Origin of the sequence: Nostoc linckia z4, assembly GCF_002608075.1 — a bacterium.
GTDB classification, from domain to species: Bacteria; Cyanobacteriota; Cyanobacteriia; order Cyanobacteriales; family Nostocaceae; genus Nostoc; species Nostoc linckia.
This window is the reverse complement of sequence record NZ_LAHA01000019.1, coordinates 81,850-104,931: the sequence shown is the minus strand read 5'-3', so window position 1 is coordinate 104,931 and position 23,082 is coordinate 81,850. Positions and strand designations below refer to the sequence as shown.

The window sequence follows — 23,082 nt, the reverse complement described above, 5'->3', positions numbered from 1 at the left end:
AATTTTTAGTCAAGCAAGTTGAATACATCTATTATTTGGGCGATACCGTAAATTGTTCATTCTGAATTTATAATTCAACAGGTTAAAAATCTTCTCAGCAATTGACAATTAAATTTTTCGAGAGTGCCTTCAGGTACAAGCAACGTTTTTAGCTGTTTTTGTTCTCGTAAGACACACGCGAACAAATTATGATTTATTCCACTATCTATTTTCCCTTAACCGAGCAGTATTGAAACAACAATAAGTTTTTTGTCACTATGACAGCTCGTGTTGTGAGAACAAAAACCTAAACGTTCCAGAACACCAATCACTTTAGCAGTTCTAACTCCAGTCAACAGTCAACAATATCTAACTCTAAGCTCTATTATGACAACTAAACCAACTTTCAATTCTTTGATTAGCTGTCCCCAACCAAATCCTCAAGCAAACTTGCGTTTATTCTGTTTCCCCTATGCTGGTGGTAGCTCCATGATTTTTCGTACATGGGCTAATAGCTTACCTCGCAATGTCGAGGTTTGTGCAGTGGAATATCCGGGACGGGGAAGACAGATGCAGTCAGCACCCATCGCGCGATTAGAACCTCTTGTCAAGGCGATCGCTTCATCTCTCCTACCATACTTAGACAAACCATTCGCCTTTTTCGGTCACAGTATGGGGGGATTAGTTAGCTTTGAGTTAACCCGTCTACTGCGCTTAAAGTATAATCTTCAGCCGTTTCACCTGTTCATCTCTGGTCGTCGCGCTCCCCAAATCCCGCCCACAAAACCACCCATCCACGCCTTACCAGATGCACAGTTACTCGAAGAACTACGCACCCTCAACGGTACACCCAAAGCAGTACTAGAAAATCCAGAAATGATGCAAATTTTTCTTCCAATTTTGCGGGCGGATTTTGCAATTATAGAAACTTACACTTACATTCCCCAAGAACCACTGCACTGTCCCATCAGTATATTTGGTGGTTGGCAAGACGAAGAAGTTAGCCATGAAGCTTTACAAGCATGGCGAGAGCAAACAACCGCTACTTTCTCTTTACAAATGTTTGACGGCGACCACTTTTTTATACACTCTCAGCAAGATTCATTGCTTAAACTTATTTGTCAAAAATTGGGGGTTAGGAGTGTTAACTGGTGACTGTTGACTGTTGACTGTTGACTGGAGAGTTATTACACCTGCCTTGAAAATAGAGGCTCAAACAATGCAAAATCCTTAGGACTTACGCAAAAGTATGAATAAACTAACCGCATAGACGCGGTAGCGGCTTCCCGCAGGGTAGGACGCATTCGCGCAGCGTCTCGTCAGAGAAGGGCACGAAGTTATAAGAGTTTGAGAGAGTTCTTGCGTAAGTCCTAATCCTTCCAAGATCATTTTCATTGTTCCTTGTGAGCGCAGCTCATGAAGAAAGAGTTCACTCATTGCTTTTTGCACTCTTGTGGTGAAAGGAGAAAGGGAAAATACCAAACCTTTCCCCCTTTCCCCTGCCCCTTATCCCCAGAGGGGCCCCCCCTTCCCCTTTTCCCGACTTCTCTTAGAAGTCTATTATTCTCCCCATCCCCTATCGTCTCTGAGTGGCCACTGCTAATTTTGCCCCCGGAACTTCACGTACCCGATCCATCACAGCGATTACTTTACCGTGGCTAACTTTTTCATCAGCATTAATAATCACTAACATTTCTGAGTTAGAACCAATTAAACTCCGCACTTGCGGTGTTATATCATCAACTGCAATTGGTTTTTTGTTTAGGCTTACTACTCCTTGTTCGTCTACTGTGATGGTAATTTTAGAGGGAACTTGTTGTTGTTGTGCTGTGGCTGCTTTTGGTAAATTTACAGGCAAACCTTCTGAACGCGTTAAAAACAAAGTTGACATGATAAAAAATGTCAAGATTGCAAAAATTACGTCAATCATCGGCACAATATTAATCTGTGCAGGAATATCTGGTTCATCTTGTAGTCGCATAGGTCTTCTCTCCTCCTCTTTCATAACGACGGCGGTAAAGTAATTCTAGCTGGCCGCCATACTCCTGAATGAGCGCAATTTGCCGTTGGTACAGTCCCCGGAAAGTATTGGCAAACAACAGTATGAAGATAGCAACAATCAATCCCGATGCTGTAGATACCAACGCTTCACTAATCCCAGATGTAACACCTGCGGTTTTACTACCTCCCACATCACCAAGATTTAAAGAGGCAAAGGAGGTGATCAATCCTAATACTGTACCCAGAAGACCCAACAGTGGGGCTAAACTAATGATTGTCTCAAAAAAGTTTTGGAAGCGTTTGAGTACTGGAATTTCAGCTTGCGCTTCGCTTTCGAGTGCCAAACGAAATTCTTCTGGATTTGGCTCCTCTAATTCCAAAGCTGCTAGAAAAATCCGGGCGAGTGGCAAATCTGCATTTTGCCGGAGTTTATCCATTGCACCGACAACATTATCGAGGCGATAGAGATTCAAAACATCCCGCACCACGCGGTTTTGACGCTTGTTAATCTTTACCCAAAACCTAATACGCTCAATTATCAACGCCACACCCAACACCGAAAACCCCAGCAGCGGCCACATGACCACGCCGCCTGCTGCAAACAAATTCTGAATTCCCATGTTCTCTAAACGTCATCAACAATACACAGTAAGACTAGCAGAATCTAGAGAAAAGCTGAAAGTTTTTCTCAATAAAATTTAAAATAGAATGATAAATTTTTCCAATCAAATTTTTAAGATTTTGATACCAGTAGGAGTATAAAATTAATTACACAAAAATCAAGTACAAAGTCAGGTAAAAAAATACTATTTGAGCCTATCGTTTAAATTTACCTTTGATTACGTGTAATAAATTTTGCTGGTTTACTAATCTCATAACTGACCCAAACTGAGATTTTTTGCGGTAAAACTACCTAAATGCTATGGAGAATTTGCTGATTTTATATAAGTTAATCTAATTAAAAACAAAATTTATTTTATTTAGAAACTGTGATGTTGAGAGTTTTTGAGGATGTTGTCACTAATGTGGGGGTTACGTAACACTACCCCAAATAATTTTAATTTTGACTTGATATTTGTAACCTTGCATTCTAAGATGACTAAATTAGTGAGAATAGGTAGCAATAGCTATGACCTTTTCCAGTATTAATGTCGAGCAACGCTCCAAAGAAGTTGTAGCTCTCAAATCTTTTCTGGCTTACAGTTTTATAGGCTCACTGGCGCTGCATATAGGTGTATTGTCCTCAGGTATAGGTAATTATTTGACAAGAACGCCTGAAGGGAATGATGACACAATAGAGGTGGCGATCGTTGATTCTCCCGCTGTGGAAACAGAAAAACCACTCGAACAAATTCCAGAAGAACCCAAAAAAGAACCAGAAATTGTACAAAAACAGGCTATTGAAACTCCACCAGTAGAAAAAATTCAGCGGCAAGTCGAACAGATTACAACAGTCATTCAAAAACCACAACCTATAATTAGGCAGACAATTGCACCACAAGTTCCTGTAAAATCTGCCTTTATTCCACGAACAGTTCCATCTCAAGATGCTAAACCAAGTTCATCTGGTGGCGGTGGCGGTGGTGGCTCTGGTGTTGGTTTAGGTTCCGGTAGCGGTATCGCTGTGGGAACAAGCAGTGGAATTGGGCCTGGCGGAGGAACTGGTACTGGTACTGGCGGTGGTATTGGCAGTGGTACTGGTACTGGTACTGGTAGCGGCATTGGTAGCGGCATTGGTAGTGGTATCGGTAGCGGTACTGGCAGTGGTACTGGTAGCAGCACTGGCAGTGGTATTAGTAATGAACCAGTAAACCGTCCATTAGCAGTAGCACCAACAGCCCCAACACCTCCAAAAATAAACAATTCAGGTACTAGTAATGGTCGTGCAGCTTGCCGCAAATGTGAATTTAAATATCCAGAGTCATTTAAACGGCGAGGAATTGAAGGGCGTACAGGTTTAGCTTTCGATACTGACGAAAAGGGTAATGTAATTAATGTGCGGATAGCTAAATCTAGTGGAAACCGTGAATTGGATGAAGAACACTTGAGACAAGCGCGGCAGTGGAAATTCAATCCAGCACAAGGTGGTAGACAAGGGGTGCGAGTCAACTCTGCCGCTTTTAAAGAAGATTCCCAGCAATACCGCCGATACCAACAAGAAAGGAAAAGAGAAACAGAACAACAGAGAACCCAACAAGCCACAGCATCCAACTCGAATACCACAGAGGGAACTTCAAGACGTAGGCGGCGAGTATTTACACCTGCAAATGAAGCTACAGCCACAAGAGCAGCAGAATCAGGATTTAGTGGGCGGCTACGTCGTCAGAGAGTGGAAACTACTGGCACAAGTTCATCATCCCAAAGTAGGACAAGTAGTTCTCAAGGAAGTGCCAGAGAAACTTTACGGCGCGTCCGCAGCGAACGAACAACCACTAATTCATCACAAAAGCCACAGGCAAGTACAAATCGACGACGCCGCAGAGAAAACACAAGCCAGAATAAATTGCGGGAATCTTTGCGCCGTTTACGCCAACCTCAATCGCAACCTACTGCACCAAGTCAGGAGTAGGATCTAAGTTGATTGTTGACATTTGACGGTTGACGGTTGACTGCTAACCGTCAACCAAGTTTTTTGTAAACCATTAACAGGTACGGTTATTGCGATCGCTGATGACCATAAAACCGAACCTGCTCAACTTAAATTTCGATATAGCCTCAAAGGTAGGAAGCTTAAGATTGAGCTGAGTGTAATTTGAGGATTGCTTAACAAACGTATTATATCAGTTGTTCGTAGGCTATAAAGCTTGAAATTGAGCCTCCTAAGACCAGATAGTTCATCTTAGAGGTGATAATTATGGCACTCATTCGTTGGAACCCATTGCGGGATATCGAAGGCTTACAACCATTCCGGGACAGCGAACCTTGGGAACCATTCCGAGAAATCGACACCCTACAGCGGCAAATGAATCGCTTGTTTGATAGATTAATACCGACTGATGGTGGCGAACGGACTGGATTTACCTTCATTCCTGCCGCAGAAATAGAAGAAACTGATGATGCAATCAAATTAAGACTAGAAGTACCTGGTTTAGAACCAAAAGATATAAACGTAGAAGCAACTCCCGAATCAATTTCCATTAGCGGTGAACGCAAAACCGAAACCACAACTGAAGAAAACGGCATCACTCGCTCTGAGTTCCGTTATGGCAAATTCCATCGAGTAATACCGTTACCTTCCCACGTGCAAAACAACAAAGTGCAAGCTGAATACAAAAATGGCGTTCTACACTTAACTTTGCCAAAAGCCGAATCAGAAAAAGGCAGAGCAGTGAAAGTTAACATTGGTTGATTTTAGGGGGCAATACGGTTCGGGGAAAGGGGAAAGGGTAAAGGGGAAAGGTTGCAAATACATCAGACCTCCACTCCTGACTCCCGATTCCCTACTTTCTTTTATCTTTTTCCAGTTTTCCTTGTCCCCCTATCCTCTTTCCAATCCCAGCTGTCAATTTTATAGAAGACTGTAGACCGTTGACGGTTCACAGTTAAGAGTCAACAATTAACACAAAAAGTTGTACTGCTTTAAATTAGCAGCTTAAATATTCAGAAATTTAGACTTTTGATGATGCTTTTATCGACATAATTGCCGCCTTCTAAAAATTAGGAGGCGGTTGTTCGTTATACAAGGATGGCTTTGGCCATCAATATTCCTCTACCAGAAGTCAGAAGGGTTATAAATAATATGAACAATTAAATACACTGGCAATAACACGATTTGTTAATCTATGTGAATTTCCCCGATCTGGCTAGGAAAATCTCCTCTGTTTATATATTGATGAATAAAATTCAGGGCTTGAAGCACGAATACTTTGGTAAGATTTCTACAGTTTGTTCAAGCAGCTCCTTTGAGGTCTTTAAGACACCATTGTGCAAGACTAGTCTGATTAACCAAACAAGTCCGTGCTTGCCTTTTGTTGGCAAAATTGTGTGATGATGTAGTGCTTGATTTACAACACTGGTATTATTCAGACCGATTATACTTTAGTTGAAGGCTACACACTCTGCATCGCAAATGCATCACGTCAGGCAAAATCACCTAGTTATAGACAGTAGGAATTGTTTTTCAAATCAAGCACTATATAAATGGTGATAGTAATTGCTCATCACCAAGTATATGCTTGGAGGATAGTCCAGACTCCCTCTGATTTGGTTGCTAAGCAATATTCACACCTTGTCCTTGGCATCAAATTCACTGATTTGGATAAAACTTCTACATAAACACACACTGATGCAGTTTGATTTGCTTGAATAGCTATATTGATAGGACATTGATAGGAAGGAAATTCAAGATTCCTAATTATGGCAAGTAAATTCATTGATGTTAAGGAATATACTGTCCGAGCGCACAAAAGACAGATTCACACTCGTGTTTTCCAATTTGTCTGTAAAGAGTGTAACGATCTGACAAAACGCGAGACTTATGGGCCGCGACCTTTATATTGTGAGAAATGCCGGCCTCCCCAAGCACCGAAGAAATCCCAGCCTACATCTCGCAAGGCTAAACCCAGACCAATGTCTTACACAAGTGACACAGATTTCAATTGATTGAACTGTTATGAATTCAAAAGGGCAATTAGAACCACCTCCAGGTAATTTTCTCTCGCCTCTGTTGGAATTACGAGACTATTATGCTCGCCTTACAGAAGAGTACGAACGCCTATTTGTAGAGGCGCGATCGCAACTCGATCATGTAGAAGCTTTGTTATCTACTTGGTCTTTTGCTGATGGTAACAAGCAGATATCAAGACTCAAAGCAGCTGATGAAACCGCCAATTCTTCCCCAGAAGCCTCTTTGCGGTTTTTGTCAGCCCATGATGACATCTCCCAAATCAACTTGACGGAGTCTATAGAGTCAGAACTCACAGATTCAGAGGACATTGAAACAAATCGTTCCAGTACTGTTGATAGAAAAGCAGTCCACTCTCCAACCACATTCACAGATATACAGACACCTCTAGAGAACAACGATAACTCAGGCAAGGTGCCAGACATTCCCATGCTACCCAAGTATCAATCTCTGTCTCGAATGGAAGCGATAAAACAGCTTTTGCAAGAGCAGTCAGGTACAGTGTGCCATATTGATTTCATCGTGCGATCGCTTTATGGGGACTTAGATTCTAATCTGTTTAGAGTAGTTAAAGGTAGAGTTCAATCTTCCCTCACCCAAGGCAGAGAAAGGAATTATTGGGTAATTATTCCCGAAGAACCTGGTTGTTATACTCTGGATTTAAGTTTAGTTGCCCCCAAAAATGGCAATGGTGCTTCTAGGAGTATCAAAAGCAAAAGGAAGAAACCTTTCATACCTCCGAATCCCAAAACTGTACCAATGCTCAAAGCCTATGAAGGTCAATTCTTAATTGATGCCCTCACTTCTCTGTTTGAAAAAAATCCAGGTAAAGTTTTCACTGTCGCTGAAGTAATCGGCGGAATTTACGGAGAACTAACATCTGGGGAACTTCGAGAGATTAAAAATAAGGTGCTGAATGAATTATCTAGAGGCTATCGCACAGGTAGATTTTCTAAGGTTCCCGACCAAATCGGCTTGTACACCTGGGACTCGAATATGATATCGGAAGGTAATTATCGGAATTAGGGATTGGGAGGGCTGAGTGAGGAGTTAGGAGTTAGCAGTTAACAGTGAACAGTTAGGAGTTATTCCCCTTGTCTCCCCATCTCCCCACCTCCCCACCTCCCCATCTCCCCATCTCCCCATCTCCCCAATCCCCACTCACCCCAAAAACAACTTGTATGCCGGATTCTTGTTTTCATCCCAATAGCGATAGCCAAGGGTATCCAAAAATGCTTGCCATTCTTGCATTTCGTAGGGAGGAACCTGGATACCAACAACGATGCGTCCGTAGTCTGCGCCGTTGTTGCGGTAGTGAAAAAGACTAATATTCCAGTCGGGACTCATGGAACCAACAAACTTCATCAATGCACCAGGACGTTCGGGAAACTCAAAACGGTAGAGTAATTCATTGTGAGCAAGGGGAGAGTGCCCACCCACCATGTGCCGCAGATGTAATTTAGTGAGTTCGTCGTCTGTTAAATCCAGGGTTTCAAATCCGTGAACTTCAAAGGTTTCTACCATCTTTGAAGCATCGGCACGGTTTTGAATTTGCACACCGACAAAAATATGGGCTGTTTTGGCATCAGCAATGCGATAATTAAACTCGGTGAGATTGCGTTGGCCAATCAGTTCGCAAAATTGACGCAGACTACCCCGTTCCTCAGGAATTGTAACTGCAAAGATAGCTTCGCGACGTTCGCCAAACTCTGCCCGTTCTGCCACAAAGCGCAGGCGATCGAAGTTCATGTTTGCACCGCAAGCTACAGCAATTAAGGTTTGTCCTTGGATTTGTTCTCGTTCGGCGTAGGCTTTGGCAGCTGCGATCGCCAATGCACCAGCTGGCTCTAAAATCGATCGCGTATCCTCAAACACGTCTTTAATCGCCGCACAAGTATCATCCGTATCCACTAAAATAATTTCATCTACATACTGCTGACACAAACGGAAGGTTTCTTCACCAACTTCCCGCACCGCTACCCCATCAGCAAATAACCCCACTTGCGACAAGCGCACCCGATGTCCGGCTTTCAAAGATTGAGACATGGCATCAGCATCCACAGGTTCAACGCCAATCACTTTAATTTCTGGACGCAAGCGTTTCACATAAGCACCAATTCCAGAAATTAATCCGCCTCCACCAATGGCTACAAAAATCGCATGGATGGGCTGCTGATACTGGCGTAAAATTTCCATCCCGATTGTTCCCTGTCCAGCAATCACATGGGGATCGTCAAAGGGATGAATGAAAGTTAATCCTTTTTCGGCTTCTAATTGACGAGCATAAGCATAAGCATCATCGTAGGTATTTCCATGTAATACAACTACTCCGCCCCTGTTTCTAACCGCATCTACCTTAACTTGGGGTGTAGTTACTGGCATGACAATAATTGCTCTTGTTCCCAGACGGTTAGCCGCCAAGGCGACCCCCTGAGCGTGGTTCCCCGCCGACGCAGCAATGACACCCTGTGCTAATATATCCGGTGGTAGTTGCACCATCTTGTTATAAGCACCCCGCAACTTAAAGGAAAATACTGACTGCATATCCTCACGTTTGAGCAGAAGTTGATTATTCAGCCTTGCAGACAGATTTGGGGCACACTCTAGTGGTGTTTCCTGAGCAACATCATACACACGGGCAGTCAGGATTTGAATGAGGTAGTCACAATACATGGGCGTCAGACAATTTTGGATTTTAGATTTAGAATTTTAGATTGTCGATTGATTCCACGGAAAAATTCTCTTGCTACATAACATCTAGGAATCATTCGTCAACGGGTTAGCAAATACCAGATGAACATTAATTTTACGCTACAGATGTACCCGTAGGAGCATTGGGTATTGGGGATTAAAAAAAGATTCGGCCTTGCAGAACAGGGAGATGAATTTAGGCAGGCAGAGGAAGCGGGGGGAGAGATTTTATAACTTGCCAAATCATCCCTTGATTCAGCAATGCCAAGATTCTTTTGTTTTTAGTTTGAACAGCAAGAAGCCTCACACTTACCTCTTGATCGGAAGTGTTGAGATGAATTGCGCGTGAGTTGACGACAGTTGTGTGACTAAATTCTTCCACAGGAAGAACTCTTAGCAGAACATGGAGGAAACGTAGCTTGCTTAAGAGAAGGAGTACAAATCTTATGTTATATTCTTTTATAGCAAACGTCGTTTACTCTAATATGTTAAAGGTTGTCAAAGTCAGATTATATCCAGATGCCCAACAACAGCAGTCTCTAGCGCAAGCTTTTGGCTGTTGTCGTTGGCTTTGGAATTACTGCCTGAATTTGATGAATCAAACATACAAAGAAACGGGTTTTGGCTTATCTGGCTACGCAGTGAAAAAGATAATTCCCCAGTTAAAGAAAGAGTATGAATGGTTAACTTCGACCTATTCACAATGTTTGCAGCAAGTCTGCTTAAATTTGGGTGTAGCTTTCAATAATTTCTTTGAGAAACGAGCTAAATACCCTAGATTCAAATCTAAACATGGTAAACAGTCAATACAATATCCTCAAAACGTCAAGGTTGCCGATAATTATTTAAGTCTGCCTAAGATAGGCGATGTATCAGCAATAATTCATAGACCTATCAAGGGAAAAGTGAAGACTGTAACTATATCTAAAAACTGTGACAATCAATACTTTGCAGCTATTCTTTTTGATGATGGCGCATATAAACCTTCCGCAAACACAGACGGCAAGGCAATAGGTATTGATTTGGGATTAACTCACTTTGCTATTACCAGTGATGGGTCTAAGTTTGATAATCCTAGAATACTTGACAAACATCAGAAGAATCTAAAGCTTAAACAACAACAGCTATCTAGAAAACAAAAAGGCTCTAACAACCGTATTAAATCTAGGAAGAAAGTTGCTAGAGTCCACAGAAAAATAACTAACTGCCGTGAAGATTTTCTACACAAGCTATCTCGTAGGGTAGTCAACGAAAACCAAGTTATTGTTGTGGAGAATCTTAATGTTAAAGGCATGATGCAAAATCATTGTTTGGCTAAATCCATCCATCAAGTAGGGTGGGGAATGTTTTGCACCATGCTGAAATACAAAGCAGAGATGGAGGGAAAAATATACCAGGAAGTTGATAGATTTTTTCCCAGTTCAAAAACCTGTCATGTGTGCTTAAATCAAGTTGGCAGTTTACCGCTAGATGTAAGATTTTGGACTTGCGAAAACTGCCATACAAAACACGATCGAGATGTGAACGCGGCTATTAACCTCAGAGATGAGGGACTACGAATTTTGACATGCCAGTGGCCTCAAGTCGGGAAACCCGCCCACGGCGCTGGCTCCTCTGGAACGGGGGATAAAGCCTGTTGCCCAGATATAAGTCGGAGTAAGGGAGGACGCAAGAAATCCACTACTACGCTTTCTGTTGGACAGGAAGCCTACACTGTACTCGAAGAGTCAGTGTAGGTAGTTCACTTTCAATAAATTGCCTGATAATTATAAGACAATCTACAGACAGCAAAAATGCAGACTCTCCAAAAACTCTCTCTCCCAAACATGGGATGTGGAACTTGGGCTTGGGGTAACCAATTGCTTTGGGGATATGACGAAAGCATGGATGACCAGTTGCAAGCGGTTTTTAACCTTTGTGTGAATAACGGTGTAACTTTATTTGATACAGGTGATTCCTACGGGACTGGCAGATTGAATGGTCGAAGTGAGCTACTATTGGGGCGATTTCACCGAGAATATGTAGGTTCCAATCAAGAAAATATTTGTATTGCGACTAAGCTTGCTGCTTACCCGTGGAGATGGACGCGCCAGTCAATGGTTAAGGCTTGCCAAGCATCTGCTCAACGTCTAGGTAGAAACGTTGATTTAGTACAAATGCATTGGTCTACAGCGAACTATGCTCCCTGGCAAGAAGGGCAATTATTAGATGGTCTAGCCGATGTTTACGAGCAAGGGTTGGTTAAGGGAATAGGACTATCCAATTACGGGCCGAAACGGCTCAAACAAGTGCAAAAAAAGTTTGCCCAGCGAGGCGTTCCAATTAGTACCTTGCAAGTCCAATATTCTTTGCTATCTACATATCCTGTCACTCAACTCCACCTGAAAGATGTTTGTGATGAGTTGGGAATCAAATTGATTGCCTACAGTCCTCTGGCTTTGGGGCTGTTGACAGGAAAATACTCTGTTGGAGGTTCTTTTCCCAAAGGTATCCGAGGTTTGCTGTTTAGACAGATTTTACCAGGAGTGCGATCGCTTTTAGCATGTTTGCAAGAAGTAGCACACTCTAGAAACAAAACCATGTCACAGGTAGCAATCAACTGGTGCATCTGTAAAGGAACCATTCCCATCCCTGGAGCAAAGAATGTAGAACAAGCCAGGGAAAATATTGGTGCGTTGGGTTGGCAATTAGATGCAGGTGAAATTGCAGAGTTAGATACAGCAGCGGCAAATTCAAACAAAAAAATGGTGCAAAATATTTTTCAGACTCAATGAAGTTTTCAGATATTAATTTAAATGATTTGTAGAAATTTATATCCAAAAAATATCTCTGACGATAGATGGAAAAAAATCAATGAAAAACCTTATAAATTATTCATACATATATGAATTTAGTATAACTTCTGAACTTATTCATCTATGTATATGACTTACGCAAAAACTCTCTGAAACTCTTATTTTTTTGTTAGGACTTACGCAACGCCGATATTGTCATTGCGACCGTAACGGAGTGTAGGGAAGCAATCCCAGCGTCAGGGGGGATTACTTCCCTATCGCTCGTAATGACGGAATTACGTTATTTTTGCGTAAGTCCTGTTTGTGTCCTTCTCTGACGAGACGCTGCGCGAATGCGTCCTTTGTGATTCGTTTCTTCTTGGAAGTCCCTTTTGAAATTGTATTTAGTTGATTAAAAAACTAAATATTGCTAAAATATACGCAATTTTAATCGCTAATAAACTAAATCACAGATATTTTCAAAAAAGACATAAATCCTGTATTAATGTCTGATTTTTTATCAAAAAAACTTGATTTTTGATATTAACTAAGAAAAAATGAATATTGAGTCTAACATCTTGTAGACACTCTTGGTGACAACTTAACCTTATCCAATGTCCACAGTCCGCGAAAGCGGACTTTTTGTATGTATCCTTAAGTTTCACTGGACTCACATCACAATACGGTTCACGTAAAACTCAATTTTTTTAACGTAGAGGCTCACCAGCAAGACGGAGGCTACCATCAATAGACTTCTTGCATAAGTCGGGTAAAGGGGAAAGGTTTGGTATTTTCCCTTTACCCTTTAACCCCTTCGGGGTTCGCCAGTCGCTCATGGGGGAAACCCCCAAGACCGCGCTGGCTCACCTTTTCCCTTTGACCACAAGAGTCCAAAAAGCAATTGATTGCAAGAGGTCTAATGCCCAGCTGACATTGTGAGAAAGAGGCTTTGATGTGTAATATTGATTGGCAATGTTTAAAACAACTATTAAACTCCGATGAATCAATTAACACTTAAAAATTGGATATTAATCAAACAGCGGCTAACTCCTTATTTGTTTTTACTACCTGCTTTGATGATTTTGGTGTTAACCGTCTTTTGGCCTGCGCTGCAAGCTTTTTACCTCAGCTTTACCACCTACGAAGATATTGCTCAACCGCCGCAATGGATAGGTCTAAATAACTTTCTCAAGTTGTGGAAAGATGCTGTTTTCTGGAAAACCCTGGAAAACACTTTTTTATATCTTGTGGGTGTAGTACCAATTTTAGTAATTGCTCCCTTGGGACTAGCAATTTTGGTCAATCAAAAACTGCGAGGGATGAATTGGTTTAGAAGTGCATACTACACACCAGTAGTAATATCAATGGTAGTTGCAGGAATAGCTTGGAAATGGTTATATGCAGAAAATGGATTACTCAATCAGGTGTTTAAAGCTTTGGGTATGATTTCAGAAGGTATTCCTTGGTTAACTAGCTCAGCTAAACTTTTTGGCATTGTACCAATTTCTCTTGCCAGCGTTATGGCAGTTACTGTGTGGAAAGGACTAGGCTACTACATGGTAATTTATTTAGCTGGATTACAATCAATTCCTGGCGATGTGTACGAAGCCGCAGCAATTGATGGCTCTGATGGTATTAAGAAACATTGGGATATTACCATACCTTTGATGAAGCCTTATCTTGCTTTAGTAGCTGTAATTTCAGCTATTTCTGCCACCAAAGTTTTTGAAGAAGTATACATCATGACCCAAGGAGGCCCGCTTAATAGCTCGAAAACAATTGTTTATTATCTCTACGAACAAGCATTCAATAATTTGGAAATTAGTTATGCTTGCACAATTGGACTAGTCCTATTTTTGATAATTTTAGGGCTATCAATTTTGCGTTTAGCAGTCAATCAACAGGAAGGAGAGAATATCAGTATCTGATATGAATTAGTGCCTTATTACACTTCGCTTTAAGTTGGTGTTTGAAAAGTTTTAAGATTTTGACAATAGTTGGTTGACATAGGATCAATATTGATACTATTATTGATTTAAAGTTAATACCGAGTCTTAGTCATTTTGTAGAAAATTTCTACTTACTGACATCTTGGTATAAGAACACATGGCACAAATTGAAGATATCCTTGCTCAGATAAAGAACAATCCTAAGGATGTTAGATTTTCCGATTTAATGAAAGTCTGCACTCATTACTTTGGAGAACCTAGACAGCAAGGAACAAGCCATTGCATCTATAAAACGCCTTGGGCGGGAGATCCACGCGTCAACATTCAAGAAAAGAATGGTAAAGCAAAGGTTTATCAAGTCAGGCAGGTTTTAGACGCTATTGAAAAATTGGAGGAGATACAAGATGGTTAACTACAAACACTACACTTATAAAGTTACTTGGTCACAAGAGGATCAAGAATTTGTAGGATTATGTGCTGAGTTCCCTAGCTTATCTTTTCTTCATGAAAATCAAGCAGCTGCACTTGAAGGTATCACAAACCTAGTGCAAGATGTAGTAATCGATATGGAAGCGAATAATGAGAACGTTCCAGAACCGATTGCAGAAAAAAAATACAGTGGTAAATTTCAAGTTCGTATTCCTCCAGAGCATCACCGTAGATTAGCTATAGAAGCAGCAGAGCAAAACGTTAGCTTAAATCGCTATGTAAGCCTTAAGCTTGCCGCTTGTTAAACAAAATACCCTCTGTTCAACTTTCCAATGCTTCATAAAATCCCTGCAATAGAAGCCTTTACAGCTACTTTGACAGGGATTTATAGGTTTCAGGCTTATTTTGTCTCAAAAAATGTCTCATATGATGTCCGCCAAATCACCCATAATAAACAGTTTGTAGTAAGGACTTCAGTTCTCTGCCTTGAAGACTAAAGTACTCTCTGCGAGACGCTACGCGTAGCTTGCTTCCCCGTAGGGGTACACTACGAGCAACCATTTTTATTCAGTTTGATTCAGAAGCTAAATATACTTGCTTAAAATCGTGTTTGATATTCCACTACAGCACGACTATCATCAGTTAAATTAGTGGAAGCGCGGACACGGAATTCGTCATTTATCCGGTAATTAACGCCCCATTGGAAGGGGTCATTTGTGGTTAAAATTTTGATGCTAGAGATGGATATCTTAGAAGTAATATCAACTCCAGCCTCTGCTGCTAATTCCAAAGTTGAATTAGTTCTTCCCGCTTCAGGATTCTCAGAAATAATGGTAGGAAATATCCGCAGTTCGCTTAACCCAAAAGTGCTACCAATTTGGTTAAAAGTTGACTGAAAATTATTGAACACAGCTGAGCCTGCGATGTTAATTAAACCCAAAGTACTGTCGCCACGTCCTTGGGTGTCTACAAACCCACCTCCTAAAAGAGCAACAATTTCGGTTTGACTACGTGACGGACTGCTTGTGAGTTCTAGATTTTCATTGAGTTTGCTAGCCAGACCATTAATAGTAGCTTCGACTCGCACACTTTCTAAGGCTGATAAACCTGTGGTGTTGATTCGGGTGAAATCATTGCCTTGAGTTACGTCTAATACCTTAGCAAATAGCCGAATATTCAAGTCAGGGTCGCGGGGTTGGGAGGGACTAAAAGTTGCAGTGTGTTTATAGCCACGAACAAGGTTAAATTGGGTAGTAAATAAATTGACTCCACCTTTTTCTAATTGGATAGTACCATCTGGTACAGGCTGATTGATTGAGCCGTTGACTATGAGATTACCACTAGCCCGGAAGCTAAGAATAGGTGGACGGGTAATTTGGACATTTTTACCTAGTTCTAAATCTAGATTATTAAATCTGGCGATGCCTGAGGGCAAGCCTGGAATTTCCTTTTGATTTTGCTTATTGGCTTTTAGAGATGATAAGCCAAGACTACTATCATTTGCGGATGTATCGGTGTCGGTGGATTCTGCTAGCAATACCTGGCCGTCAAATAAATCTACTCTACCGCCAATTAGGGGGTTGAGGGCAGAACCAGTAATCTGTAAATTACCGCTAGCACCTCCTTGGTAAAGTCCTTTGAGATTCAGTGTTAGCTGGTCGAGATTAATGGTCAGAGGATTGTTGATGGCGACTTGCTCATTGTTAAAGATGGGAATTTCTCCAGCAACTTCTACCTTTCCTCGGCTAAATCTACCCTGAAGATTTTCTACTAAGATGCGGTCAAAATTAAACAGCACTTTACCCGTAACACGTCTGAGTTTACCCGGTAAAGCTTGGGCGGAAAAAGTAGCATTATTAACAGTGGCAATGCCATCTACCTCTGGTTGTTGCAATGTTCCACGCACCTTTAGGTCTACTTCGCCTTCACCTTTTTCAAACATCACTTGATTAGTCAATGCGTTTAACAGTCCTAATCCCTCGTTTTCTAATTTGACATCCAAACTGATTTGGTCGCTGTCTGGCGTCACCGTTGCAAAAGGCAATTTATAAGGTATGCTGCCAGTAATATCCACAGGTTGCGGGCCGTTAACTGCAACAGTACTGCCAAAGTTTAAGCGTCCATTGGCATAGCTAAAACTTGCCGTTGCTAACTGTATTGGGTTTTGATTCAATGTTCCTTCTGTAACTTGCAATTCTCCTCTGGCTTGGGGATTGGCAATACTGCCTGCTAAAGCTGCTGTAGCATTGACATTACCTGTAATGCCAACTGGCAATTTCACAAAATTATTCAATACTTGTATGGGAAAATTGTTCACCCGCAACTGGCCGGATTGTTCATCACCGCCAATGTTACCCGTGAAGGCAATCAGTCTGTTTTGAGATTCGATGCGTAAAGGTCGCAAACTTAAAACGCCGTTTTCAAAGTTGCCTTCAGCAATCAATTTTTCGGCTGTATAATAACGACTGCGTTCTTCTTTTTTACCCCAAGCAAAGTTTTCTCCATTCAAATTAAACTGCACTGCCAATCCATTGGTAGTAGTTGTATCCAGAGCTACTTCGCCGTTGAAAGTGCCTTTTAAGTCAGCTAAATCAGGTATGGGGCTGGAATCAAGTCGCTGTTGTTCTTGTTCGGCTACTAAGGCTTCAATTTCCGAAAATCGTTGCAGTTGGGCAAATAACGGCTCATTTGGCCAGCCTTGGGTGTTGGTGGTTAGATCCGCTGCTGTGCCGTAGTTTTGATTTGAACCACCTTGCAAGTCCTGTAAATCGAAGATTTGTGCTACAGCCAGAACATCTTCAATTTTGCCCTGGTTGACATTGAGCTTACCTTTTAGTCGGGGGCTTTGAGCCGTTTGAGTAAAAGTACCAACAGCAGCATAACTACTGTTTCCTTTGATAAATTGGCTACTAGTGAGTGTGGCGTTACCATTGCTGTAACGGAATTGAGCCGCTAAACCATCGCCCTTTAAACGTCCAATTTCTGGGTTGGCGATCGCTAAATTTCCGTTTGTTGCAAATGTCTCTTGATTAAAAACCAAATCCCCAGTTAACAATCCGGCTATTTTTCCAGTACCGAGACGAGTACTAGGGGGTGGTGTCAAATTCAATATTTGTAAGGGAAAGTTTGCAACTTTGAGTGTCCAATCATTTCCTCGGACATTACCCGATGCCGATGCTTCCTGCCATTTTACTAAAAACGATGAAGGGCGATTATTAGCATCTAAATTGAAAACCAGGCGATCTCTGACGAGAAGCCCCTTCGGGTCTACGCGATTTCCTGCCAAATTCAAATTCAACCCGCGTCCCTGTACCGAGTTAATATTCCCAGTTAACAGCGGGTCAAAGGCAATATCTTGAACAACGAAGTCTCGTAGGTTAATTTGCCCGACTACATTTGGCAAAGGTAGCTTACCAGTGACTTGTCCGTTAAAATCTATTCTCCCCGCCACCGCAACCTGATTCGGAAGATTCACGGGTAACTGTTTTAAGTCGTAATTCTCGGCTTGGATATTCAGATTTAAGGCAGTAATTTCCGGTATTCCTGGTTGTTTGGCGTTGGCTAATATGCTACCAGTAACATTTAAACCGGGGGCAGTTGCTTGCTCAATGGTCAGCCTTTCACCATTCCAAGCGATCGCCGCTGTCAGTGGTCGTTCAAGACCGGGGAGACCTTGGGATAACTGCACCTGTCCAGCAGCACGCACATCTGCTAATTGAGACGACGCCAATGTGCCAGCTAATTGCAACTTGCCGCCAAATCGACCGCGCAATTGCTGATTTAACCGATTTAATTCCACACCGGAAGCATCAATAATTCCTTGATAGCGACCATTCGCCACTTGAATATTAGAAGCTGCGATCGTTCCGCCAGCAACATTGATTTGTCCCTGGCCAACGGCTTGAATTGTTTGCGGTTGGAAGGACTCAACAGAACCCGCGACATTGGCTTGACCAGTTAAGGTTCCTCGCAATTGTGGTGGTACTGCTGCCAACTGCTGCAACGGTACATTATTTGCTTGGACTTGTGCTTGGTATACACCATTACCCACTTGGATATTAGAAGCTGCGATCGTTCCACCGCCAACATTTATTAGTGCTTGGCCGTTGGCTTGGATTGCTTTTGGTTCAAAAGAATCAACTAATCCCGCAACGTTGAACTGACCATTTAACGCACCTTGAAACTGCGGTGGTACTGCTGCCAACTGGCGCACAGGTACATTGTTAGCCTGGATTTGCGCTTGGTAAGCACCATTAGCGATTTGGATATTAGAGGCTGTAATTATCCCCCGCCCAACATTGATCCGGGCTTCACCACTGGCGAGTATGGCTTGGGGTTGGAAAGATTCCACAGAACCGGCCACATCCACTTCACCACTTAACCTACCTTGAAACTGCTTCGGGACTGCTGCCAACTGCTGCACTGGTACATTCTTCGCCTGGACTTGCGCCTGATATAAACCATCAACAAGTTGAATATTTTTCGCTGTAACCGTACCACCGCCAATGGCAAGGCGACCTTCACCACTGCCACGGAGAGTTTTTAGACTGAAATTATCTGTGTTACCTGCGATTTGGAACGTACCCGCCAAAGGATTATTTAAAGCTGGGGGAGACTGTTTCAATATTTGTCCCAGCCGCACATTATTAGCTACAAGTTGAGCGGAGAAATTTTGGTTTTGGAGTTGGATATTAGAAACTGCAACTGTGCCACCGCCAATGTTTACTGCTGCACCTTCAGTACGAATTGTCGCAATTTCAAATGGTGCTGTGCTACCTGAAAGGATCAGACGGCCATTAAACTGTGCGCCTGCCAAAGAGACATTTTGCAGTTGATTTGTATCTACAAAACGTTGCACTTGCACCCCAGAGGCCACAGCAACAGCTTGCCAACGCTCATTGGCGTAACTACCAGTAGCTCTGACTTTACCACCACCGACATTCAGAGCGACATTGCGGAAAGAGACGGTACGATTGGGAGCGATCGCCACTTCCCCTGTTCCCGGATAAGTTCCGTTGGGGGCTTGAAATTGTACCACAGTTTGGACATTAGTAGCAGGGCCAAATACTTGGGCTGTAGCTGAGAGATTACCAATTTGGAAATTCGGCGTTGTTTCGTAAACTTTAGCTATGGCATCCCCTGGAACATTCTTAGCTGCGAAATTCAAATCCAGTCGGGGATTTTTACCAATTGCAATTGTGCCAGCCCCTGTAATCTGACCGCCGACTTTAGCAAAACCTTGAATATCTTTGAGAGTAATTAAAGACGAACTCGTAACCAGCTGAAATTTACTACTAATATTATTAAAATCGAGCTTATCAATCCGGGTAGTTTGGATAGTGGCAACTGTGCCAGAGAGAATTGGCTCTTTAGTAGATCCAGTAATCTGTAAAGACGCTTGTACTTGTCCAGCTACAGGTACGGGTAGTTTTACCTTCAGAGTACTGACTGCATTGGCCAAACTCACCGCATTTACACGTGCTGCCAAGTTGAAGCCTGCTTGAGTGTCAATAATTCCCTTAGCCACCAAGGGAATTTTGCCATAGTTGCTTGTAACATCATTTAACTGCAATTGCGTTCCTTGGAAACGCAGGTTTCCTTGGCTGTTGCTCAACACTTGCGGTACTTTCGGCAATTCAACCGTTACCCCTGCAATATCAGCACTGCCAAACAATAAAGTCGGCTGTTGTGGTGTCAACTGAACCAACAAATCGCCATTGACTCGACCTGCTTGTAAATTCACTGGTAACTCAATGAGGCGAGTAATATCCGCAGCCAAGAAATCTTGTACTCGCAACTGCAAATTTCCTGCTAATGCCTGAGAACGGGTCTCTCCCTGAATGGAAATCCTACCACCACTGTCTGCTTGACCTTGGACTTCCAAGCGGATCAGCTTGTTGTTTGCTAAAAGTTGGGCAGATCCACTCAGGTCTGAAAATGATACGGGAGATGAAGAAGACGCGGAGAGTGGGAGACGCGGTGACATGGTGACAGAACTCTTTGCGTCCCCGCGTCCCCCTGTCCCCGCGTCCCCGCGTCGTCCCCGCGTCCCCCTGTCCCCGCGTCCCCGCGTCCCCCTGTCCCCGCGTCCCCCTGTCCCCCTGTCCCCGCGTCCTCTTGTCCCCTCTTCTGCGGCATTAATGCCAACTTGGCATTGCGAAACCGCAGTTTATCCAAATCAGTTTTAATGATGCCGGGTTCACCTGATGATGCGATTTCAGTGGAAACCCAGCGCCCTTGGTCATCCTGTTCAATGTAAATATCTGGATTTACTAAGGTAACATCTAGCTTGAGGTGGCGGTTAAAAATTAACTGCAAGAGGTCGAAAGTCACTTCCACAGATTCCACTGTGGCTCGATCTGGATCTGTGGGTGTGGTGGGGATTGCTGAAGCACCAAACTGCACTCCCGTCAAGGAAAATTGTGTAACTCTTCCCAGTTCTACTGGACGGTTGAGTGTTGTAGTCAGACTTTGCTGTGCCAAGGGCGTTAACTCTTTTTGGACAAAAATCCACAACCGCCAAATACCACCGACAATTCCAATCAACAAAATTCCTCCTAAAGCGATGCCGCCGCGACTCAACACCAGCAACCACGGACGCTTACGAATCGGAGAGAGGGAGAAACGATCTTGATTGGGAGATTTAGTCATTGCCTTTCACTGTATTAATTGCCGGATGCAGCGAGGATGCACAAGCATTAACTGGCACATTGATTCAGTATGCCATTTCCAGGATACGTTAACTGAACCCAAGGCCTCATGGGTTAAGTTACGGCATTTGCTCGACCCAATACTTATGCGGAAGGATGTTGGTGGTTTCAGGAAAATCTCAAGAAAGTGAAAATTGATAAGTGTGACTTTCCCTGATGCACAATCTAAAACTTTAATATAAATAGATCTAGATCTGAAAATATAGATAATTAAATTTATGCGTGTTTTTGTGTTGATGTTTAATGCCGGAACCGAAAATGAGGGAATTCACACGATTCGGAAGGGCGATGCCGAAAACGGCAAGCTACGCAATACAATTCTGATGTTTGAGTCAGAAGACGACGCCACGCGCTATGCCCTGATGTTGGAAGCTCAAGATTTCCCCACACCTACACCAGAGGCTATTGATGCTGAGGAAATCCAAGAATTTTGCGAAAGTGCCGGATATGACTGGGAAATTATCCCAGAAAACAGTAATTCACTTGTCACCCCGCCGGAACTTAACGTTGAAGAAACCGACTGGCAACCAGATGCCGAAAAATATGATAGTCCTGAAGACTCCTTAGATGCTAATCAGCAGTCAGCAGAAGAATCAGAATTGTCTAATTCCGAATTAGATAAAATTCGCCGAAAATTTGAAGGACTATTGTAATTTGGTATGGAGCATGGAGCATTGGGCACTTGTACTGAGCGTAGTCGTTGGCGCAGCCTCTCGCAGAGAAGTATTGGGCATTAGATTAATGACTGATGACTAATGACTAATAACAAAGGAAAAATGACAAACCTACAGGAACGCGGGCATCTTTTAACCGAATTAGTAAATCCTAACAGTGTCAACCTAGACCAGCTGAGTTCTCTGGAATTGGTAGAGCTGTTTAATAACGAAGATCGAAAGGCAGTGGCGGCAGTTGCGGCGGCAAAAGTTGAATTGGCACAAGCCATTGAACGCACCGCAGAGCGTTTGCACCAAGGAGGACGCTTATTTTATGTTGGTGCGGGTACAAGCGGTCGGTTGGGGGTATTAGATGCTGCGGAGTGTCCCCCTACTTTTTGTACGCCTCCAGAGTTGGTACAGGGAATTATTGCTGGTGGTGCTGGTGCGTTGGTACGCAGTTCTGAGGATTTAGAAGACAGTATTGAAGATGGTGAAGCCGCCATCGCAGGACGCCACATTACACAGCTCGATGTGGTAGTTGGCATCACTGCTGGTGGCACAACACCATACGTCCACGGTGCGCTGAATGCAGCTCGTCAGCGGGGAGCCGCTACTATTTTTATCGCCTGCGTTCCCGCCGAACAAGTTAGCTTTGAAGCCGATATTGACATTCGCCTATTGACAGGGCCAGAAATCGTTGCTGGTTCAACTCGTCTGAAGGCTGGTACAGCTACAAAATTAGCTTTAAATATCCTTTCCACTGGCGTAATGGTCAAACTGGGGAAAGTTTACGGCAATCGCATGGTGGATGTGGCGGTAACAAATCAAAAGTTACGCGATCGCGCTTTGCGAATTTTACAAGACCTCACAGGTTTAAGTCGAGAAGCTGCTGGTTTTTTATTAGAACGTAGTGGCAAGTGGGTAAAGTTAGCTCTATTAATGCACTGGACTGGTTTAGAAAAAGACGAAGGCCATCAGCTTCTTTCTCAACACCAAGGTAATCTCAGAGCAGCTGTTGTCAGCTACAAAAACCACAATCAATCCTAATAATTGCTATATACTAACAGCTAGCACTACTCTTCATAATTCCACAGCAAGCACTGTTTACAAAGCAAAAATCAGGGTTTAAGCAAACCGTAAGCAGTGCCTACTCCATAACCCTGGACTGCAATTTCTAATTGTTAGGATAGCTACCAAATATCAGCGATAAATTAACACCGATCGCAGACTCTTTATAATCTATTAATATTTGTTGATTTTAGTAGATAT

Annotated in this window: 17 protein-coding genes; 12 read left to right on the top strand and 5 right to left on the bottom strand. The window is 42.8% G+C overall.

Features of this window, described 5'->3' with window-relative positions:
* Positions 1–366 precede the first annotated feature (366 nt).
* A complete protein-coding gene (locus VF06_RS17015) occupies positions 367–1,134 on the top strand; it encodes a thioesterase II family protein (RefSeq protein ID WP_099072000.1) in 768 nt (255 codons plus the stop codon).
* Positions 1,135–1,555: 421 nt separating this feature from the next.
* Here VF06_RS17015 and VF06_RS17010 read toward each other — a convergent pair whose 3' ends face one another.
* Both VF06_RS17010 and VF06_RS17005 read right to left on the bottom strand, forming a co-directional pair.
* Positions 1,556–1,960 (bottom strand): ExbD/TolR family protein, encoded by a 405-nt coding sequence (locus VF06_RS17010; protein ID WP_099072001.1) that lies wholly within the window; start codon positions 1,958–1,960, stop codon positions 1,556–1,558.
* Positions 1,944–2,600 carry a MotA/TolQ/ExbB proton channel family protein gene (locus VF06_RS17005; protein ID WP_099072002.1) on the bottom strand — a complete coding sequence of 219 codons (657 nt, stop codon included), beginning with the start codon at positions 2,598–2,600 and terminating at the stop codon, positions 1,944–1,946. The genes VF06_RS17010 and VF06_RS17005 overlap by 17 nt, the downstream gene beginning before the upstream one ends.
* A gap of 509 nt (positions 2,601–3,109) precedes the next feature.
* Between VF06_RS17005 and VF06_RS17000 the strand changes: the two genes are divergently transcribed.
* The 4 genes from VF06_RS17000 (at position 3,110) to VF06_RS16985 (ending at position 7,630) form a co-directional block, all read left to right on the top strand.
* Entirely contained in the window at positions 3,110–4,549 is a 1,440-nt protein-coding gene (locus VF06_RS17000; protein WP_099072003.1) for an energy transducer TonB, read from the top strand.
* Positions 4,550–4,834: 285 nt separating this feature from the next.
* Positions 4,835–5,329: an Hsp20/alpha crystallin family protein gene (locus VF06_RS16995; RefSeq protein WP_099072004.1), complete on the top strand. Its 495-nt coding sequence runs from the start codon at positions 4,835–4,837 to the stop codon at positions 5,327–5,329.
* A gap of 1,007 nt (positions 5,330–6,336) precedes the next feature.
* Positions 6,337–6,582: a hypothetical protein gene (locus tag VF06_RS42735; protein WP_099072005.1), complete on the top strand. Its 246-nt coding sequence runs from the start codon at positions 6,337–6,339 to the stop codon at positions 6,580–6,582.
* 10 nt (positions 6,583–6,592) lie between these two features.
* Positions 6,593–7,630, top strand: coding sequence for a hypothetical protein (locus tag VF06_RS16985; RefSeq protein ID WP_099072006.1), 1,038 nt, complete (start codon positions 6,593–6,595; stop codon positions 7,628–7,630).
* 135 nt (positions 7,631–7,765) lie between these two features.
* On the opposite strand, the gene ilvA is transcribed toward VF06_RS16985, so the two are convergent.
* Positions 7,766–9,277 (bottom strand): threonine ammonia-lyase, biosynthetic, encoded by a 1,512-nt coding sequence (ilvA, locus tag VF06_RS16980; protein WP_099072007.1) that lies wholly within the window; start codon positions 9,275–9,277, stop codon positions 7,766–7,768.
* A gap of 464 nt (positions 9,278–9,741) precedes the next feature.
* Between ilvA and VF06_RS16975 the strand changes: the two genes are divergently transcribed.
* The 5 genes from VF06_RS16975 to VF06_RS16955 all read left to right on the top strand — a co-directional run bounded on the left by VF06_RS16975 (position 9,742) and on the right by VF06_RS16955 (position 14,752).
* Positions 9,742–11,031: an RNA-guided endonuclease InsQ/TnpB family protein gene (locus VF06_RS16975; RefSeq protein WP_244918058.1), complete on the top strand. Its 1,290-nt coding sequence runs from the start codon at positions 9,742–9,744 to the stop codon at positions 11,029–11,031.
* 57 nt (positions 11,032–11,088) lie between these two features.
* Entirely contained in the window at positions 11,089–12,069 is a 981-nt protein-coding gene (locus tag VF06_RS16970) for an aldo/keto reductase (RefSeq protein WP_099072008.1), read from the top strand.
* Positions 12,070–13,067: 998 nt separating this feature from the next.
* Positions 13,068–13,997, top strand: coding sequence for a carbohydrate ABC transporter permease (locus VF06_RS16965; RefSeq protein ID WP_099072009.1), 930 nt, complete (start codon positions 13,068–13,070; stop codon positions 13,995–13,997).
* A gap of 178 nt (positions 13,998–14,175) precedes the next feature.
* A complete protein-coding gene (locus VF06_RS16960; protein WP_099072010.1) occupies positions 14,176–14,430 on the top strand; it encodes a toxin HicA in 255 nt (84 codons plus the stop codon).
* Positions 14,423–14,752, top strand: a complete 330-nt coding sequence (locus VF06_RS16955; protein ID WP_099072011.1) for a type II toxin-antitoxin system HicB family antitoxin — start codon at positions 14,423–14,425, stop codon at positions 14,750–14,752. Before VF06_RS16960 ends, VF06_RS16955 begins: the two co-directional genes overlap by 8 nt.
* A gap of 293 nt (positions 14,753–15,045) precedes the next feature.
* On the opposite strand, the gene VF06_RS16950 is transcribed toward VF06_RS16955, so the two are convergent.
* Both VF06_RS16950 and VF06_RS16945 read right to left on the bottom strand, forming a co-directional pair.
* A complete protein-coding gene (locus VF06_RS16950) occupies positions 15,046–20,433 on the bottom strand; it encodes a translocation/assembly module TamB domain-containing protein (RefSeq protein ID WP_257208130.1) in 5,388 nt (1,795 codons plus the stop codon).
* The gene (locus VF06_RS16945; protein WP_099084277.1) at positions 20,373–21,098 is read right to left on the bottom strand and encodes an AsmA family protein; all 726 of its coding nucleotides are present in this window, start codon (positions 21,096–21,098) and stop codon (positions 20,373–20,375) included. Before VF06_RS16945 ends, VF06_RS16950 begins: the two co-directional genes overlap by 61 nt.
* Before the next feature lie 277 nt (positions 21,099–21,375).
* On the opposite strand from VF06_RS16945, the gene VF06_RS16940 reads away from it, so the two are divergent.
* Positions 21,376–21,810: a DUF3110 domain-containing protein gene (locus VF06_RS16940; protein ID WP_180267300.1), complete on the top strand. Its 435-nt coding sequence runs from the start codon at positions 21,376–21,378 to the stop codon at positions 21,808–21,810.
* A 123-nt stretch (positions 21,811–21,933) separates the two neighbouring features.
* Entirely contained in the window at positions 21,934–22,860 is a 927-nt protein-coding gene (gene murQ, locus VF06_RS16935; protein WP_099070057.1) for an N-acetylmuramic acid 6-phosphate etherase, read from the top strand.
* Positions 22,861–23,082: the final 222 nt, after the last annotated feature.

Bases quoted from the DNA above. Each gene is read 5' to 3' on its own strand.
- VF06_RS16950 (WP_257208130.1), bottom strand. From the start codon at position 20,433: ATGTCACCGCGTCTCCCACTCTCCGCGTCTTCTTCATCTCCCGTATCA.
- VF06_RS16985 (WP_099072006.1), top strand. From the start codon at position 6,593: ATGAATTCAAAAGGGCAATTAGAACCACCTCCAGGTAATTTTCTCTCG.
- VF06_RS16940 (WP_180267300.1), top strand. From the start codon at position 21,376: ATGCGTGTTTTTGTGTTGATGTTTAATGCCGGAACCGAAAATGAGGGA.
- VF06_RS16970 (WP_099072008.1), top strand. From the start codon at position 11,089: ATGCAGACTCTCCAAAAACTCTCTCTCCCAAACATGGGATGTGGAACT.
- VF06_RS16965 (WP_099072009.1), top strand. From the start codon at position 13,068: ATGAATCAATTAACACTTAAAAATTGGATATTAATCAAACAGCGGCTA.
- ilvA (WP_099072007.1), bottom strand. From the start codon at position 9,277: ATGTATTGTGACTACCTCATTCAAATCCTGACTGCCCGTGTGTATGAT.
- VF06_RS16975 (WP_244918058.1), top strand. From the start codon at position 9,742: ATGTTATATTCTTTTATAGCAAACGTCGTTTACTCTAATATGTTAAAG.
- VF06_RS17010 (WP_099072001.1), bottom strand. From the start codon at position 1,960: ATGCGACTACAAGATGAACCAGATATTCCTGCACAGATTAATATTGTG.
- VF06_RS16995 (WP_099072004.1), top strand. From the start codon at position 4,835: ATGGCACTCATTCGTTGGAACCCATTGCGGGATATCGAAGGCTTACAA.
- VF06_RS42735 (WP_099072005.1), top strand. From the start codon at position 6,337: ATGGCAAGTAAATTCATTGATGTTAAGGAATATACTGTCCGAGCGCAC.
- murQ (WP_099070057.1), top strand. From the start codon at position 21,934: ATGACAAACCTACAGGAACGCGGGCATCTTTTAACCGAATTAGTAAAT.
- VF06_RS17000 (WP_099072003.1), top strand. From the start codon at position 3,110: ATGACCTTTTCCAGTATTAATGTCGAGCAACGCTCCAAAGAAGTTGTA.
- VF06_RS17005 (WP_099072002.1), bottom strand. From the start codon at position 2,600: ATGGGAATTCAGAATTTGTTTGCAGCAGGCGGCGTGGTCATGTGGCCG.
- VF06_RS16960 (WP_099072010.1), top strand. From the start codon at position 14,176: ATGGCACAAATTGAAGATATCCTTGCTCAGATAAAGAACAATCCTAAG.
- VF06_RS17015 (WP_099072000.1), top strand. From the start codon at position 367: ATGACAACTAAACCAACTTTCAATTCTTTGATTAGCTGTCCCCAACCA.
- VF06_RS16955 (WP_099072011.1), top strand. From the start codon at position 14,423: ATGGTTAACTACAAACACTACACTTATAAAGTTACTTGGTCACAAGAG.
- VF06_RS16945 (WP_099084277.1), bottom strand. From the start codon at position 21,098: ATGACTAAATCTCCCAATCAAGATCGTTTCTCCCTCTCTCCGATTCGT.